The organism is Kitasatospora sp. MAA19 (assembly GCF_029894125.1).
Taxonomy (GTDB): domain Bacteria; phylum Actinomycetota; class Actinomycetes; order Streptomycetales; family Streptomycetaceae; genus Kitasatospora.
In genome coordinates, this window is sequence record NZ_JARXYZ010000033.1 from 49,873 (window position 1) to 66,129 (window position 16,257).

Here is a 16,257-nt window from a genome sequence, read left to right on the forward strand (position 1 = left end):
TCACTCGCTCCGGTGGTCGTCGGGGGTGGCGGGGGCCGGGCTCGCCGCCGTGGCCTGGGCCAGGCGGCCGAGCCGAACGGTGTCGTCGGTCGACAGGTCGGCGGCGGCGCTCCCGCGGCGGCCGGCGACCAGGGCGGGCGCGGGCTCTCCGGCACTGGCGGCGGGGGCGAGGGCGGCGGGGCCGGCGACCAATGCGGATCGGGCTGGAACGCCGGGGCCGTCGCGGAACAGCCGCTCCACCGCGACGGTCGGGCCGGAATCGGCGGGGTCGGCCCGGTGGGGGGCGGGGCCGAGGGCGGCCAGGGCGGTCGTGACCGAGGTGACGGGCAGGGCGCGGGTGGGCAGCGCCAGCTCGTCCCGGTGCCGGCTGTCCTGGTGCTGGCCGTCCCGGTGCCGGCCGTCCCGGTGCTGGCCGTCCCGGTGGTGCGGGACGGTGACGGCCGGGGCGTCAGGAGTCGACTCGAGGGCGGGCTCGGCGGCGGGCTCCGGGGCGGGCTCGGAGGCGGCGAGGGCCGGCTGGACGCGGAGGTGGCCGGAGCGGCCGGAGGCGACCGGCAGGGCGGCCCGGGGCGCCGACTGCTCGACCACCCGGTCGGCCAGCTCGTGCAGCAGGATGCCGTGGCGGTAGGCGAGTTCGCCGATCTCGGTGCGGTCGATGCCCGCCACCGCGAGGCCCGCGCCGCCGTCGCGGCGCACCTCGGCGCCCTGGCTGACCAGCAGGTCGGCCAGCCGCGACATCTGCGGCCCGCGGACGGCCACTTCGGGGCTGAGTCTGGCCCGGCAGAAGTCCGCCACCGGCTGGTCGGCCACCAGTCGGCCGCGATCCAGCGTGATGACCCGGTCGGCGAGCTGCGCGGCCTCCTGTGGGGTGCGGGTGGTCACCAGGACCGTCCCGCCGGCGACGCCGAACGAGCGCAGGAAGGAGTGGAACCACTCGACGTTGCGCGGCGACAGGCCATCGGTCGGCGCGTCCAGCAGCAGTGTGCCGGGGTCGCCGAGCAGGGCGGCGGCCAGGGCCAGCCGACGGTGCATGCCGGGCGAGAAGGAGCGCAGCCGCTGTCCGGCGACGGCGGCCAGCCGGGTCTGTTCCAGGAGTTCGTCGGCCCGCCGCGCGGGGACGCCGACCGCTGCGGCCAGCATCCGCAGGTGGCAGTGCGCCTTGCGGCCCGGGTGGCCGGCCATGGCGGCCGCGCCCGGCCCGGGGCCGGGCAACAGCACGCCGACCTCGCGTTCGGGGCGGCGCAGCTGGCGGTAGGTGCGGCCGTCGAAGAGCGTGACGCCCTGGCCGCGTTCGAGTTCGAGCATCAGCCGCAGCGCGGTGGACTTGCCCGCGTCCTCGGCGCCGAGCAGCGCGGTCACCATGCCGGGCCGGGTGTCGAAGGTCAGATCGAGGACCGCGGGTGGGACGCCCTTGCGGTAGACCTTGGTCAGTCCGGTGATCTGGATCATCGCTGCCTGCTCCCATGCCTCGGCCGGCCTGCTCGACGCGGAGCGCCCCCTGACGTGTCGGCGTGTGCCCGCACGGCTCCGCGCCAGCACATTAGGGGTCGGCGGCGGCGATTCCGGGCATTACGGGAGCGGCGCGGGCCCGTCGGCCGCCCACCTCACCCGATCAGGGGACAATCCGATCCTGCGATTCCCGGTCGGGGGCGGGGTGGGCCAGGGTGGGACGGCCGTGGCGGTGGGCGGCGGTGGGCGGGGTGGGCCGGGTGGGCCGGGGTCGTCAGGACTCCGGGCGCAGCATGGGCGGGTTGAGGGCGCTCGCGCCGCCCGCGGTGAACAGCTGGGCCGGACGGCCGCCCTGACGGGTCGTCGTGCCGCCGGAGGGCAGCAGGAAGCCCGGGGTCCCGGTGACCTTGCGGTGGAAGTTCCGCGGGTCCAGGACCACGCCCCAGACCGCTTCGTAGACCCGGCGCAGCTCGCCGACGGTGAACTCGGTCGGGCAGAAGGCGGTGGCGAGGGAGGAGTACTCGATCTTGGAGCGGGCGCGTTCCACGCCGTCGGCGAGGATCAGCCCGTGGTCGAAGGCGAGCGGGACGCCGTCGACCGGGCTCTGGCCGAGCAGTTCGCCGACCGGGGCCCAGCGGGCGCTGCTGGCGTCGCCGCCGGCCCGGGGGGTCGGCAGGTCGGGCGCGAGGACCAGGTAGGCGACGCTGACCACCCGCATCCGGGGGTCGCGCTGCGGGTGGCCGTAGGTGGCGAGCTGCTCCAGGTGGGCGCCGGCCGCGCCGGGGCCGACCGCCTCGTGGCCCGGGGCGGAGTGAGCGCGCAGGCCGGTCTCCTCGGCCAGCTCCCGGGAGGCGGCCTCGGCCAGGCCCTCGTCCGGGCGGACGAAGCCGCCGGGCAGTGCCCAGTACCCCTGGAAGGGCGGCTCGCCGCGTCTGACCAGCAGGGCGCAGAGCGCGTGGTCGCGCACCGTCAGCACCACCAGGTCAACCGTGACAGCGAACGGGGGGAAGGCCGACGGATCGTAGCGCGACATGGCGACGATCATAGTCGTCTCTCTGACGATAAGCACAGGCCACGGACAGGCTTCGCCCGGGCCGCCCGGCCGTCGCCGGAGGCGGACGGGCCGGGCGGGAGCGTCAGCGGGCGACCAGTTGCAGCGCCGCGGAGGCCTCCTCGACCATCGCCACTCCGATCCGGCTCACCCGGACCGAGAAGGGCTCTCCGGCCACCCGCAGGCCGGTCAGCTCCAGCTCGCCGAGCGGGGCGGTGCTGGCCGGGCGGACCAGGACCCGGCCGCCCGGGACGTCGGGGCGAACCCCGGCGAGTGCGAACACCGCGTGCGCGGCGCCGGCCGCCGAAACGGCCGCCGGGCGGCAGGCGGCCGGGTGCGGCACCGGCGGGCAGCCGGGGGTGCGCTGCTCCCCCGCGTACATCTCGGGCAGCCGCCCCTCGTAGTGGGCGGCCGCTGCGAGCAGACCCTCCAACAGGGTGCCGGCCTCGTTCTCGTGGCCGGTCTCGGCCAGTCCGGCGATCGCCAGCGCGGTCTCGTGGACCCGCACCGCCCCGCCCCGGTGGCCCAGCGGGTTGAAGCGGGGGGACTTGGCGCTGAGCGTGCGCAGGCCCCAGCCGCTGTCCAGATCCGGCGCGACCAGGCGCTGGGCGAGTAGCCGGGTCTGTTCCCGGTCCAGCAGGCTCTCGTGCCGGCCGCCGTCGGCGGCGAGCCCGGTGTCGAGCAGGTGCACCAGGGAGGAGGCGACGGCCGGCAGCGGCTGACCGCCCGGGGCCAGCCCGGCGGCGGGGCGGCCGCCGGAGAGGTCGTCGATCCAGAACCGCTCGCGGAAGCGCCCGCGCAGGTCGGCGGCCCAGCCGCGCCACTGCTCGGCGCCGGGGCGGCCGAAGGCCTCCAGCAGTTCGGCGCCGTGCAGGGCGGCGCGGTGGGCCTGCGCCTGGACCTCGGCGCGGGCGGCCACCGGGTGGGCGGCTCGGTCCTCCGCCGGACGGCTGAGGTCGGTCACGAAGCCGTCGACCAGGCCCTCGCGGAGGGCGGCCAGGGCCCGCTCGGCAGCCGGGAGCAGGTCGGCGGTCTCCGCCCGGGGCAGGCCCCAGCGCCAGGCCTCGGCCAGCACCGTGACGAAGAGCAGGGTGGCCTCGGTGGCGGTGCAGGTGGGCGGCAGCTCGGGGCCACCGTGCCGCAGGGCCCCGGGCAGCAGGCCCTCGGTGCGCCCCGGGACGGGGGTGAGCTGCTGACGGCGGGCCAGCGCCCGGAGGGTGCCGGCGGCGAGCCGGGTGCCGAGCGGCAGGGTCAGCCGGGCGGCCCAGAGCGCGTCGGCCGGGGCCAGGCCGAAGCGCCAGGGCGCGCCGGAGGCCGGGTAGAGGTCGGTCGGGCGGTCCGGGTCGGCGAACAGGAGCGTGCCGAGGGCGTCCAGGGAACGGGTGACCAGCAGGGCGGCCCGGGCGTCGTCGCTGCGGACCTCCGGTTCGGCCCAGGGCAGCGGTACGCCGGTGCCGCGCCCGCCGGGTGGGCGCGGGCCGGAGGCGGTGCTCTCCAGTTCGGCGCGCAGTTCGACCGACCAGCGGGCGCCGGGTTGGACCTCCAGGTCCCAGCGGAGCACCCCGGCGCCGGCCAGCACGGCGTGCGGGGAGGGCTTGGCGCTGACCACGGCGCTGTGCGCCGGGCCGGCCCAGCGCAGCCCGGCGGACTGCACCTGGCCGGGCAGGTCGGGCGGGCGGTGCCCGGCAGCGATCTCGGCGACCGGGCCGAGATCGGTGCCAAGGGCGATCTCCATCGGGAGGCGGGCGGGCCGGCTGCCGGTGTTGCGCACGGTGACGGTCTCCATGCCGTCCGCGTGCCGCAGCCGCTCGACGGTGAGCGCCGGGTCCGGATCGAGGTCGCCGGGGAGCCGGACGGCGCCGAGGAACCGGGCCTGGGCGGTGCTGGTCAGGGTGCCCTGGAGCGGCAGCGGCTCCATGCCGCCCAGGCGCAGCTCCATCCGGGCGAGCACCCGGACGCCGTTGCGGTAGAAGCCGTGCAGGCCGTGGCCGCGCAGCTGTCCGTCCGGTCCGGAGGCGGCCATCGCGGGGGCGTTGACGCAGAGCACCGCGTGGTGGACGGCGGGGGGCTGCGGCCGTGGCGGGGCCGCGAGCCGGCTCGGGCCGGCGGGTGCCCCCGCCGGTCCGCCCGCCTGGACCTGGTCGGGACGGCCGACCGGTCTCGGCGCGCCGACCACGCTCTCGGCCGGCATGGCCTGTGGTGGCCTCGTGGCGGTCACCGGACTCTCCTCCCCTCGGCGGTCCGGTGGCCGGTCAGGCCGGTGGGCCGCGAGCACGCTCGATCGCGTGCTGATGGTGCCGGGCCGGCGGGGTGTCCCGTCGGCGGGTGTGCCGTGTCTGGCCGTACCCGGTGCCGGGCCGTGCCATGCGGTGCGCGGTACCGGGCCGGTACCGGCGCGCCGCGCGCCTTCGCGTCGGGCCTGCCGCGGTGCCCGGTACATCGCCAGGTCCGGTGCGCCGGCCTGCCGGTGACGCCCGGCCCGTGGCCCGCGCCCGCCGGACCGTCCGAGCCCGTGGTGGCGGCCGGCCCGGTGGTGCGGGCGACGGCCGCCCGCTCCGGCACCGTGACGCCGTGGCCGCCCCGCTCGGCGGGCGGCCGACCGGAACCGGGCTGCCGGACGGCCGTCGGCCGGGTGCAGGGCCCCCGGGGTGAACGCCGCGCACCACCTCCAGGTCACGCCCGACGCCGGGTACGGTCCGTCGCACCCGGCGGGCCGGGCGGTCGTGCCGCAGCCCTCGGGCCGTCACAGTCGGGCCGTCACCAGGGCGGCGTCGCAGGCTCGCCGCCGGGCGGCGGCCGCTGCGCCCCAGGTCCGGGGCCTGCCGCGAGGACCACCCCGACCCGCCCCCGCATGCCTGATCGAGTGGACGGTGGCCGTCGAACCGGCGCCCGACCGCGGCCAGGATACGGTGCGGGGGTCGCGGCGCCCGCACCCGGTGACCCCGTGAGCCGCGACGTGACCGCTGTGACCAGCAGAGACCGAGGAGTTGCATGTCCACCGTCAGCCGGCTGCCCGGGATTGTCACGACCGACCACGTCTTCCGACTCCCCCTCGACCACGCCACCCCGCAGGGCGAGCGGATCGAGGTGTACGCCCGGGAGGTGGTGGCCGCCGGCCGCGAGCAGGCCGACCTGCCGTGGCTGCTCTTCCTCCAGGGCGGGCCCGGCGGCAAGGCCGCCCGCCCGCTCGGCCGGGACGCCTGGCTGGAACGCGCCCTCGACGACTACCGGGTGCTCCTGCTCGACCAGCGCGGCACCGGCCGGTCCACGCCCGCGACCCGGCAGACTCTCGCCCGGCGCGGCGGCGCCCAGGAACAGGCCGACTACCTGGCGCACTTCCGCGCGGACTCGATCGTGCGGGACGCCGAGCTGATCCGCCACCAGCTGCTCGGCGCGGACCGGCGCTGGAGCGTGCTCGGCCAGAGCTTCGGCGGCTTCTGCATCCTCACCTACCTCTCCATCGCTCCCGAGGGCCTGACCGAGGCCTTCGTCACCGGCGGCCTGGCCGGCCTCGGCAGTTCGGCGGACGACGTCTACCGCGCCGCCTACCCGCGGGTCGCCCGCAAGAACGAGGACCACTACGCCAGGTTCCCGCAGGACGTCGAGGCGGTACGACGGATCGCCGCGCACCTCGCCGCCACCCCCGCCACCCTGCCCGACGGCGGGCTGCTGACCGTCGAGGCGTTCCAGGCCCTCGGGCTGATGCTCGGCGGCGGCAGCGGCTCCGGCACCCTGCACTACCTGCTGGAGGAGGCCTGGGTGGACGGCGCGGCCGGCCCCGAGCTGTCCGACACCTTCCTGGCCGGTGTCCAGGCCAGGCTCTCCTTCGCGGAGGGCCCGCTGTACGCCGTGCTGCACGAGTCGATCTACGGCCAGCGCTCGGTGGACCAGGGCGGCACCGCCTGGTCGGCCGAGCGGGTCCGCAAGGAGTTCCCGCAGTTCGACGCCCGGGCCGCGCTGGACTCCGACTCGCCGGTGCTGTTCACCGGGGAGATGATCTACCCCTGGATGTTCGACACCGACCCGGCGCTGCGCCCGCTGAAGGAGACCGCGGACCTGCTGGCCGCCCGCACCGACTGGCCGGACCTGTACGACCCGGCGCGGCTGGCGGCCAACACGGTGCCCGTCGTGGCGGCGGTCTACCACGACGACATGTACGTGGAGACCGCCGATTCGCTGGAGACCGCCCGCGCGGTGCGCGGCGTGCGGACCTGGATCACCAACGAGTGGGAGCACGACGGCCTGCGGGCGAGCGGCGGCACGGTGCTCGACCGCCTGATCAAGATGGCGCACGGCGAGGCGTAGCGGAGCCCGGCCGGGCACGGCGGCGAGGCTCCGGACCGCCCTCGACGGGCGCCCCGCGAGGTCAGCGCGCATGGCGGGCTCCCCTCGCCGCCCGACGGACGCCCCGGCAGCGGTGCCGCCCGGCGGCCGACGGTGCGGCGGCCGACCGGCACGCCGCCGCCCGACCGAGCCGCAGTCCGCGGGCCGACCGCTCCCGGGACGCCGGAACCCACCCGGGCGCCGGCAGCAAGGCTACCGGCCCCGGATCGCCCGGCCCCGGCGCCGCTTCGGCGGGGCCGACAGGACCGACGGGGCCGCGCTCGGCCGCTGCGGCCTGTGCGGCCTTCGAGGCCTTCGAGGCCTTCCGGCGGCGCCGCGCGGCCCCCGCCGGGCCGGGCCGCCCACCGTGGCCGCCCGGGCCGCCGCCCGGGCCCGCGGCGGGCGCCGGCCCCGGTGCGTCGGTCCGCGCCGGTACGGGCCCGTCCTCCTCGCGCCTCCGCCGCTGCGCCTCGACCGCCGCGAGCAGCGCGTCGGGCGCCATGCCGTCGTTCAACGACTCGTACAGCAGCTCGGCCAGCAGATAGGACGGGTCGAGCCGGAGGACGTGGCCGAGCACGACGCGGGCCGTCGCCGTGTCCCCCGCCACCCAGGAGGCCCAGGCCAGCAGGGTGAGCGGGGCCACCGCGCAGCCCTCGTAGGGCGGCACGGCGCGCCGGGCGAGGAAGCGCCAGAGCCGTTCGGCGGGCGCGAGCTCGGCGGGCCGGGTGTACTCGACACCGCGATCCCGGGTGTGGCGGTCCCGCAGGGCGACCAGCACCCGGGCCGCCCGATCGTCGTCCAGCTCCCGGGCTCCGGCCGCGAACTCGGCGAAGGCCTGGTCGAGCAGTTCGGCGCCCCGCTCCCGGGCGACGGCGGCGGACCCGGCGCGCTCAGCGGCCTCGGCCGCCTCGGCCCGGGCGAGCGCCGCACGCTGGGCGTCCGCCCCCGGCGGGCCGATCGGGGCCAGCCCGCCGATGATCGCCTTCCGGCTGCCGCGCGGCGCGAGGCCCGCGAAGGCCGCGGCGGCCGCCGCCGGGCCCGGGCCGGGGGCCCGGCGGATCGGGTTGCCCGCCGGATCGCAGCACCCGGCACGGCGGCAGAGGAAGGACCACCAGCGGCCGTCCGAGACGCAGAGCGACTCCTTGACGGCCACCCCCCTGCGCCCGAAGGCCGCCCGGAGGTCGTCCGCGAGCGGCCGCAGGCCGTCCACCACCGGAGGGGCGTGCGCCGTGGTCGGATCCTGGCAGAGGTAGAGGAGCACCTGGACCGGCCGCTCGCCGTGCCGCTCGGAGAGGGCGACCAGCAGGGCGGCCGTCTCGTCCGCCGCGGCCGGCCACTGCGCGGGCGACTCCGGGACGTCCGCCCGGATCACTCCGCCCTGGTGCAGGTCGGGCCCCTGGAGGCCGACCGCGACGATGCTGTCGTCGGGGTAGAACCCCAGGAGGTAGGGCAGCAGCTCGGCCATGTCGGCCGGACCGCGCATGGTGACCGGCCGGTGACCGGAGGCCGGGCCGAGGGACAGGATGACGTGTTCGTTGTTCATGGCGTTCATGACCGGAAGCGTGGCTCAATCCGAAAGCCGTGCCAGATTTTTCTCTTTTCCTGTGGATAACCCCGGCCTCGTTTTCCGCCTCACTCATTCGGAGCACGCCGCGCCCACTCCTCCGAGTGAAAGTTGACGGCCGTTCAGCGGAAGAACGGATGAAATACATCCGGTCTCTACCTCTCCCGCAGCCCCGGCATTCGCCCCTTGTCGGCGGCTCGGGGTTACATGGACGCCATGCAGCAGCCCGAGAACCACACCACCGCCACCGCCGACCGCGCCGAGGTCCGGGCGCGGGCCGAGGCCGTCCTGCGCGAGCTCGCCGGGCCCGGCGCCGCCCTGCGCGAGGACCAGTGGACGGCCATCGAGGCCCTGGTGGTCGACCACCGCCGCGCCCTGGTCGTGCAGCGCACCGGCTGGGGGAAGTCCGCGGTCTACTTCATCGCCACCGCCCTGCTCCGGGCCCGGGGCGCCGGGCCGACGGTGATCGTCTCCCCGCTGCTCGCCCTGATGCGCAACCAGGTCGAGTCGGCCGCCCGGGCCGGCATCCACGCCCGGACGATCAACTCGGCCAACACCGACGAGTGGGACGAGGTCCAGGCCGAGGTCTCCGCCGGGAAGGTCGACGTCCTGCTGGTCAGCCCCGAGCGGCTGAACAACCCCGACTTCCGCGACCAGGTGCTGCCCAAGCTCGCCGCCTCCACCGGCCTGCTGGTGGTCGACGAGGCCCACTGCATCTCGGACTGGGGCCACGACTTCCGCCCCGACTACCGCCGGCTGCGCACGATGCTCGCCGAGCTGCCGCCCGGCGTTCCGGTGCTGGCCACCACCGCCACCGCCAACGCCCGGGTCACCGCGGACGTCGCCGAGCAGCTCGGCACCGGCAGCACCGACGAGCGCGCCCTGGTGCTGCGCGGGCCGCTCGACCGGGAAAGTCTCACCCTGGGCGTGCTGGCCCTGCCCGACCCGGCGCACCGGCTGGCCTGGCTGGCCGACCACCTCGACCGGCTCCCGGGCTCCGGCATCGTCTACACCCTGACGGTGGCCGCCGCCGAGGAGGTGACGGCCTTCCTGCGCGAGCGGGGCTTCCCGGTGGCCTCCTACTCCGGCCGGACGGAGGACGCCGAGCGCCGCACCGCCGAGGCCGACCTGCTGGCCAACCGGGTCAAGGCGCTGGTCGCCACCTCCGCGCTGGGCATGGGCTTCGACAAGCCCGACCTCGGCTTCGTCGTGCACCTCGGCTCGCCCAGCTCGCCGATCGCCTACTACCAGCAGGTCGGCCGGGCCGGGCGCGGCGTCGACCGGGCCGAGGTGCTGCTGCTGCCCGGGCGCGAGGACGAGGCGATCTGGCGCTACTTCGCCTCGCTGGCCTTCCCGCCGGAGGAGCAGGTGCGCCGCACCATCGACGCGCTGGCCGAGGCCGGCCGCCCGTTGTCCACCGCCGCGCTGGAACCCCGGGTGGACCTGCGCCGCACCCGGCTGGAGACCATGCTCAAGGTGCTCGACGTGGACGGCGCCGTCCGCCGGGTCAAGGGCGGCTGGACGGCCACCGGGCAGAGCTGGGCGTACGACACCGCCCGGTACGCCAAGGTCGCGGCCTCCCGCGAGGCCGAGCAGCGGGCGATGCGCGAGTACGCTGCGGCCACCGGCTGCCGGATGGAGTTCCTGCGCCGCCAGCTGGACGACGACCAGGCCCGGCCGTGCGGCCGGTGCGACAACTGCGCGGGGCCGCTGCACACCCCCGAGGTCTCCGCCGAGGTGCTGGACGCGGCCCGGGCCGCCCTCGGACGCCCGGGCGTCAGTTTCGAGCCGCGCCGGCTCTGGCCCACCGGGATGGACGCCCTCGGCGTGCCGCTCAAGGGGCGGATCCCGGCGGGCGAGCAGGCCGAGAACGGGCGGGCACTCGGCCGGCTGTCCGACATCGGCTGGGGCAACCGGCTGCGCGCCCTGCTCGCCGACCAGGCCCCGGACGTGCCGGTGCCCGGGGAGGCGGTGGACGCCCTGGTCGCGGTGCTCGCCGACTGGGCGCGCGGCCCGGGCGGGTGGGCCGGGCCCGAGACGGCGGACGGCACCCGGCTGGACCGGCCGGTCGGCGTGGTGACCATGACCTCCTCGACCCGCCCCCAGCTGGTCGGCAGCCTCGGTGCGCGGATCGCCGAGATCGGGCGGCTGCCGCTGCTCGGCCGGATCGAGTACGCCGGCGGTCGGCCGCCGCACGGCGCGCGCAGCAACAGCGCCCAGCGACTGCACTCGCTGGCCGGGGCGCTGACGCTGCCGCCGGAGGTGGCGCAGACGGTGGCCGGAGCCGGCGGGCCGGTGCTGCTGGTGGACGACCTCGTCGATTCGGGCTGGACGGTCACCGTGGCCGCCAGGTTGCTGCGCCGCGCCGGAGCGAGCGCGGTGTTGCCCTTGGTGCTGGCTGTGCAGGGGTGAGCGGGCGGCCGTCGACCGCCGCCCCGACACTCACTCGAATGGCCTAACGAAGGGAGAAGACGGCCCCACCGCGAACTCGCGGGACACCCGACCGGGGAAAGGAGTGGTCACCGTGCCGATGACGGTTCACCAAAGCCTGCACGCGGCCTGGATCAAGGTCCGAGGCCGCCCGAGCGCCGCTCGGAGAGCGGTGGAACATATCCGTCGAAACATGGGCCCTCGGGTGGCGTTCATCATTTCATCGTTGCCGCTCCACCCCCTATGCCACGAGAATTGGCGCGTACCCGAAACCCTGTCCGCTGGACCCGGCCTTCGGCGTACCCGCGTACCCGCGTGCCCGTGGGTCAGGAAGGAGGATCGTGATCAACGGTATCGGCCGAGGTCAGCATCCCCTCGCCCGGAGTTCGGCGCCCAGACGGCTGCTGGACCTGGAGACCTGGACCGCCTCGGGGATCCCGTTGCTGCGCGACCCGCGCGAGTTCGTCCTGGAACTGCACCAGCGCCACCTGCCCCAGCCGGGCACGGTCGTGGTCGCCGTCCTCGACGCGCTGCACCACCTGGCCGCCTCGGCCTCGTTCACGCCCTGGCCACACGACACCGACGGCTGGCACCACCGCAACGCCCTGCTCACGCACCTGCGCCAGATCACCCCGCACGACCTGCGGCTGGCCCGACCGACCCGAACGGCCGTGCTGCTGCGCTGCCGCGAGGGCGCACCCGGCTGGACGGAACAGGACGGCGCCTGGATGTGGGCGCTGCGGGACGCGGCCGGCCTGCACGGGCTGCGCTGCGGCTCCTACATCGGACTCACCCCGGCGGGCTGGCAGCTCCTCGGGGACGGCCGGAGCGGACGCAACCCGCACGCGGGGTCGTGGGCGGACGGGCCGGTGCACACCGTGACGGAACTGCCGCCGCGCTCGGCGCTGGACGCCTCGCGCGGCCAGCGTGCCCGGCACCAGGCAGCCGAGCGGGCCCAGCACTCCCGCCCGCCCGAACACCCGTGCCCCCCGACGCGGGTCGCTGCTGTCCAGCCGGCCCGGCGCACCGGCACCCGCTGACCCCGACGACACCGGGCACACGGCACAGGCACAGACACAGGCACAGGCCCCAGGCACCCGCGTACGAGCCGACGCCACGACCGAAGCCGGGGTCACGGCCCGACCGACCCCGCGCACCGCTGCCCCCACGACCCGCGTCCCGGGAGCCGAAAGCCCTCGCCGTCACCGGGGTACGACCGACCCCGGGCCCGGCGCCGTACGGCGCCGGGCCCGGGGTGGCTCAGCCGTGGTCAGGCGCCGGCCGGCCGCCCGGCCGGGCGCGGTTACGCCCGACCGGGTGTGAGCCGGGCCGGCGGCAGCTGGGCCGGGTCGCCGCAGACCACGAGCAGCGCGGTCGCGTGGCCGAGCGCCTTGGTGTGGGCCTCGGCGGCCCGGGCGGCCGGCCCGCCGTTGAGCACCAGGACGACCACCTCTCGGTGCACCGGCCGGGTCAGCGCGACGTCCGCGTAGAACACGTCCCCGCCCTCGGCGAGTTGCGCCCAGTAGCGCTCCTCGCCGAAGGAGAGCTCGTGCTGCTGCCAGGGGTGGGCCTCACCGACCGTCAGCACCAGGATGTCGCCCGGGTTGCGGCCGGCGTCGAGCAGCCGGTCGACCAGGTCGTCGGCGCGCTCCAGCGCCTGCGCAGCGGGGACGGCGACGCGCTGGGTCTCGACCTGCGATGCGGCGGCGGCCGGACGGCGCGGCGCCGGTCCGGGCCTGGGGATCTGCCGCGGCGGACCGGGACGGTCGGCGCGCGGGGGTGCCGGACGCGGAGGTGCCGGGCGGGGGCCGGGCACCGGAGCGGCGGCGACGGTGGTGGGTACGGTGGAAGTCGCGCCGCTGCTGGCAGGCGCGCGGAGGGCTTGTGCGTCCGACTCGCGGGGGAAGGGAACGCCGGGGCCCGGGAGGCTCTCGTGAATCTCCGACTCCTCGGGGAAGACAGGCATACCCGGATATCTATCAAATGCCGGTCGAACGCGCACGGGCGCCCCACCCCTTGGGCACCGGACACCCACCTCCCCCACCCAGGCAATTCCAGACGGACCGTCAGAAACCGAGCGTCAACTGTTCGTCGGCGGAGTCTTCGGCCGCACCCGCGACGTCCCGGACGCGCTTCAGGTGCCGCCACTTCGGCAGCCCGTCCAGGTACGCCCAGGAGAGCCGGTGGTGCTCGGTCGGGCCGAACTCCTCCAGCGCGGCGCGGTGCACCGGGGACGGGTAGCCGGCGTTGTCCGCGAAGCCGTACTCCGGCCGCTCCTCGCCGAGTTCGGCCATCAGCCCGTCACGGTGGACCTTGGCGAGCACGGAGGCGGCGGAGACGCAGATGCAGGACTGGTCACCCTTGATCACCGTGCGCACCCGCCAGGGGCCGCCCAGGTAGTCGTGCTTGCCGTCCAGGATCACCGCGTCGGGCTCGACCGGCAGCGCCTCCAGGGCCCGGACGGCGGCCAGTCGCAGCGCCGCCGTCATGCCGAGCTCGTCGCACTCCTGCGGCGAGGCGTGGCCGAGCGCGTACGCGGTGACCCAGTCGGCGAGGAGCGGGGCGAGCGCGCGGCGGCGCAGCTCGGTGAGCAGCTTGGAGTCGGTCAGCCCCTCCGGGGCCTTGCGCAGGCCGGTGACGGCCGCGCCCACGGTGACCGGGCCGGCCCAGGCACCGCGCCCGACCTCGTCCAGGCCGACGACGATCCTGGCGCCGGCCCGGCGGAGCGAGCGCTCGACGGAGTGCGTCGGCGGGACGATGGGCATCGCGGTTTCCGTTCAGCTGGGCAGCCTCCAGCCTAATCCCCGCCGTCCGACCACCGGGCACCTCCCCGCAGCCGCCCGAACCCACCCGCACCCACCCAGAACCCGCCCGCACCGCGCTCAGAACCCGCCCGCACCGCGCTCAGGCGCGGATCAGCGGGTGCAGCACCTCGTCCACCAGCCGGGCCCCGAAGTCCGGCCCCATGTTCTGCCGGCCGCAGATCTTCACCTGGTAGAGCAGCATCGCCGGGACGACATCCGCGACCAGCGCGGTGGCCGCGCCGGGCCGGACGTCGCCGCGTTCGGCGCCACGGCGCAGGATCGCCAGGATGGTCTCCTTGGTCGGCTCGATCACCCGCTGGACGATGAAGTCCTTGAAGACCTCGGCCCGTTCATGGTCGATCTCGCCCATCAGCGCCTGGATGGCGGCGCCCGTCGGGGAGTTCATCGCGCCCGTGAACACCTCGATGAGCTGGCGCAATTCGAGCTGGGCGGACCCCAGGTCGGAGGTGTCGTAGGGGCGTGGGAGAGTGGAGTCCAGGGCGTCGATGACCAGTTCGTCCTTGGACGCCCAGCGCCGGTAGAGCGCGGCCTTCCCGGTCCGTGCCGCGCCGGCGACACCTTCCATCGTCAGCCGCGCGTATCCGCCGGAGGTGAGCTGGTCGAGCGTGGCCTCGAAGATCGCGTTCTCCAGCTCCTTCCCCCGCCGCCGCACCGGCCGCGCGAGGGCCTCCCTGGCGACCCGCATCGGGCAGTGAGCCGCCGGATCCGGCGCCGCTCCCGAGGGCGCCCTGGGCGACGGGGGCGCGTCCGCCGCCTCTGGCGGGCGGGCGCCCGCCCGCCCGGCCGCCCGGTCCGCCGTCAGGCGCCGCACCAACCGATCCATCGCCACCATCCTTAGGGAACGCTTGCGTTCACAATTTGGTCCAGGATATCGTCCACATTAGTGAACGATCCCGTTCCTTCCTAGGCCCGCGCCAGCCTGCGGGCCCACGCCGGACCAGTCGGTCCGCAGCGTACGAAGCACACGGCACACAGCCAGGCACATAGCCAGCAGGGGGCACAATCGTGGCTATCTCCGACACGCTCAGCAAGAACTCACCACCGCAAGGCAGCCAAGGCCGGGGCAAGGGCATCACCCTGACCGTCATCGCGGCCACGCAGCTGATGGTGGTGCTCGACGCCACCATCGTGAACATCGCGTTGCCGCAGATCAGGGACGCGCTGAACTTCTCGACCACCAACCTGTCGTGGGTCATCAACGCCTACACGCTGACCTTCGGCGGGCTGCTGCTGCTCGGCGGGCGCGCGGGCGACATCCTCGGCCGCCGCCGGGTGTTCATCTTCGGCACCCTGCTGTTCGGCTTCGCCTCCCTGCTGGGCGGCTTCGCCCAGGACGGCGGCATGCTGCTGGCCGCCCGCGCGCTCCAGGGCATCGGCGGCGCGATCTGTTCACCGACGGCGTTCGCCCTGATCGCCACCAACTTCGAGGAAGGGCCGGAACGCAACAGGGCGTTCGGCGTGTTCTCGGCGGTGGCCGGGTCCGGTGCCGCGATCGGTCTGCTGGCCGGCGGTCTGCTCACCGAATACCTCGACTGGCGCTGGGTCTTCTTCGTCAACGTGCCGATCGCGGCGCTGATCGCGCTCGCCGCGCCGCGCTACATCGCCGAGTCCGAGCGCCACGCGGGCCGCTTCGACCTGCCGGGCGCATTCACCTCGACACTGGGCCTGGTCGGCCTGGTCTACGGGTTCATCCGGGCCGCCTCCGACGGCTGGTCGGACAGCATCACGCTCGGCTCCTTCGCGGCCGGCGTGCTGCTGCTCGCCGCGTTCGTCGTGATCGAGAACCGCACCGACCAGCCGATCACCCCGCTGCACCTGCTCGCCAACCGCAACCGCACCGGCGGCCTGGTGATGATGCTCTGCCTGGCCGCCGCCATGTTCGGCATCTTCTTCTACATCACCCTCTTCGTGCAGGGCCCGCTGGGCTACAGCCCGCTGAAGGCCGGCGTGTCCTTCCTCCCGATCAGCGTGTCGATCATCATCGCCGCGCAAATCGCCTCCACCCTCCAGGCCAAGTACGGCCCGAAGCCGTTCATGGCGGGCGGCGCGCTGCTCGTCACCGTCGGCCTCACCTGGCTGACCCAGATGAGCAAGGACAGCGGCTACCTGGACGGGGTGCTCGGCCCCACGGTCATCTTCGGCTTCGGCATGGGCCTGATCTTCGTCCCGGTGATGCTGCTCGCGGTCGCGGGCGTCCCCGGCCAGGAGACCGGCGCCGCGTCCGGCCTGCTCAACTCGATGCAGCAGATCGGTGGTTCGCTCGGCCTGTCGATCCTGACCACGGTCTTCGCCCACTACGCCACCGCCGAGGGCAAGATCCAGCAGCCGAAGTTCCTGCAGTCGGCCACTCCGGACCAGCTGGCCTACCTCCAGCAGCACCACGAGTTCCCGAAGGGCACCGACGCCGCCAACTCGGTCCTCACCCAGGGCATCTCGCACGGCTTCATCGTGGGCGCCGTGCTCGCCGGGGTGGCGCTGGTGGTCGCGGTCTTCGTGGTCAAGGCCAAGGCCAGCGACCTGCCGAGCGGCGCCTCCGGCGTCGCGATGCACTGAGCCCCCCACCGAGACGCACCGCACCACACCGCACAGCACCGCACCACACAGCACCACACCGG

At 75.6% G+C, this 16,257-nt stretch carries 11 protein-coding genes; 4 read left to right on the plus strand and 7 right to left on the minus strand.

All coding sequences use genetic code 11. The annotated features are described in order from the left end of the window. The 3 genes from P3T27_RS33405 to P3T27_RS33415 form a co-directional block, all read right to left on the minus strand. Positions 1-1,449 carry an ATP-binding cassette domain-containing protein gene (locus tag P3T27_RS33405; RefSeq protein WP_280685020.1) on the minus strand — a complete coding sequence of 483 codons (1,449 nt, stop codon included), beginning with the start codon at positions 1,447-1,449 and terminating at the stop codon, positions 1-3. 274 nt (positions 1,450-1,723) lie between these two features. Continuing rightward, positions 1,724-2,482 (minus strand): NUDIX domain-containing protein, encoded by a 759-nt coding sequence (locus tag P3T27_RS33410; protein ID WP_280685021.1) that lies wholly within the window; start codon positions 2,480-2,482, stop codon positions 1,724-1,726. Between the two features lie 103 nt (positions 2,483-2,585). Further along, positions 2,586-4,718, minus strand: coding sequence for a glycogen debranching N-terminal domain-containing protein (locus P3T27_RS33415; RefSeq protein WP_280685022.1), 2,133 nt, complete (start codon positions 4,716-4,718; stop codon positions 2,586-2,588). 773 nt (positions 4,719-5,491) lie between these two features. On the opposite strand from P3T27_RS33415, the gene P3T27_RS33420 reads away from it, so the two are divergent. Then, entirely contained in the window at positions 5,492-6,805 is a 1,314-nt protein-coding gene (locus P3T27_RS33420; RefSeq protein ID WP_280685023.1) for an alpha/beta fold hydrolase, read from the plus strand. Between the two features lie 61 nt (positions 6,806-6,866). Here the strand turns inward: P3T27_RS33420 and P3T27_RS33425 are convergent, their stop codons facing one another. Continuing rightward, positions 6,867-8,375 carry a DUF4192 domain-containing protein gene (locus tag P3T27_RS33425; protein WP_280685024.1) on the minus strand — a complete coding sequence of 503 codons (1,509 nt, stop codon included), beginning with the start codon at positions 8,373-8,375 and terminating at the stop codon, positions 6,867-6,869. A 228-nt stretch (positions 8,376-8,603) separates the two neighbouring features. Between P3T27_RS33425 and P3T27_RS33430 the strand changes: the two genes are divergently transcribed. Both P3T27_RS33430 and P3T27_RS33435 read left to right on the plus strand, forming a co-directional pair. Next, entirely contained in the window at positions 8,604-10,799 is a 2,196-nt protein-coding gene (locus tag P3T27_RS33430) for a RecQ family ATP-dependent DNA helicase (protein WP_280685025.1), read from the plus strand. Between the two features lie 359 nt (positions 10,800-11,158). Then, on the plus strand, positions 11,159-11,857 hold the full coding sequence (locus P3T27_RS33435; protein WP_280685026.1) for a hypothetical protein: 699 nt from the start codon (positions 11,159-11,161) through the stop codon (positions 11,855-11,857). A gap of 263 nt (positions 11,858-12,120) precedes the next feature. Here P3T27_RS33435 and P3T27_RS33440 read toward each other — a convergent pair whose 3' ends face one another. From P3T27_RS33440 to P3T27_RS33450, 3 genes are all read right to left on the minus strand, one after another. After that, complete coding sequence (locus P3T27_RS33440; protein WP_280685027.1) at positions 12,121-12,783, minus strand: hypothetical protein; 663 nt, start codon at positions 12,781-12,783, stop codon at positions 12,121-12,123. A gap of 100 nt (positions 12,784-12,883) precedes the next feature. Then, entirely contained in the window at positions 12,884-13,582 is a 699-nt protein-coding gene (locus P3T27_RS33445; protein ID WP_280685028.1) for a ribonuclease HII, read from the minus strand. Positions 13,583-13,721: 139 nt separating this feature from the next. Continuing rightward, positions 13,722-14,465: a TetR/AcrR family transcriptional regulator gene (locus tag P3T27_RS33450; RefSeq protein WP_280685029.1), complete on the minus strand. Its 744-nt coding sequence runs from the start codon at positions 14,463-14,465 to the stop codon at positions 13,722-13,724. 188 nt (positions 14,466-14,653) lie between these two features. Here P3T27_RS33450 and P3T27_RS33455 point away from each other — a divergent pair, with 188 nt between their 5' ends. After that, positions 14,654-16,195 carry an MFS transporter gene (locus tag P3T27_RS33455; protein ID WP_280685046.1) on the plus strand — a complete coding sequence of 514 codons (1,542 nt, stop codon included), beginning with the start codon at positions 14,654-14,656 and terminating at the stop codon, positions 16,193-16,195. The last annotated feature ends 62 nt before the right edge of the window (positions 16,196-16,257 follow it).